At 40.2% G+C, this 592-nt stretch carries 2 protein-coding genes; both read right to left on the reverse strand.

Annotated elements, in window-relative coordinates; translation table 11 throughout:
* On the reverse strand, positions 1-75 hold a 75-nt coding region (locus GPK60_RS07470; protein WP_330622214.1), incomplete at its 3' end, for an antirestriction protein ArdA.
* Between the two features lie 19 nt (positions 76-94).
* On the reverse strand, positions 95-490 hold the full coding sequence (locus GPK60_RS07475) for a hypothetical protein (RefSeq protein WP_215659189.1): 396 nt from the start codon (positions 488-490) through the stop codon (positions 95-97).
* Positions 491-592 lie beyond the last annotated feature (102 nt).

The raw sequence follows: 592 nt of genomic DNA on the forward strand, positions 1-592 counted from the left end.
AGAGAACCAGTCCCCGACCAGTTCTCCCTCATTGTACTTGCCAAGATTGGCTATATAGACTTGCATATCATCAATCATAAACGGTCACTTCCTTTCACTCATTGTATTCATAAAATCTGCCATGCACACACAGGAAATGTTCTGATGTTTCTTCCATATCTGAACAGTTCCGATGGTATGTAATATTGCAAAGTCCGGCTTCCAGCTCTTGCAGGTTTGAAAACCATTCGCTTTGAATTGCAGGTATATCTTCGTGTGGGATTTCACTCTCTGAAATTGCAAGGCAGACATTATTTAGCAAGTCGAGGTCTGTATCTTGCAGGATTTCAAAAGGAAAATCATAATCACTGATAAGATAACGGTCACTGTCCGGCGGTAAACCAATGGATTGTTTTAATGCTTCTATGTTGCAGGGAAGTGTAAACCACGCACAGCCTGTATCTTTTTCCTGTTCATCAAGATTGATAACAAATACTTTCATTTCTGCCATAAGCAATACCACCTGTCAAAGTTTGAACATACCGTTGTTGCAGAGAGCATAACGTCCTTTTTCTTCCAGTTCATGGGCGTAGGCTTCCAGATTAAAATATTT

The organism is Ruminococcus sp. MCC718 (assembly GCF_018783905.1).
Lineage (GTDB): Bacteria > Bacillota > Clostridia > Lachnospirales > Lachnospiraceae > Hominisplanchenecus > Hominisplanchenecus faecis.

What these genes read in the sequence shown, in the direction of transcription:
- GPK60_RS07475 (WP_215659189.1), bottom strand. Translation starts at nt 490, where the DNA reads ATGGCAGAAATGAAAGTATTTGTTATCAATCTTGATGAACAGGAAAAA.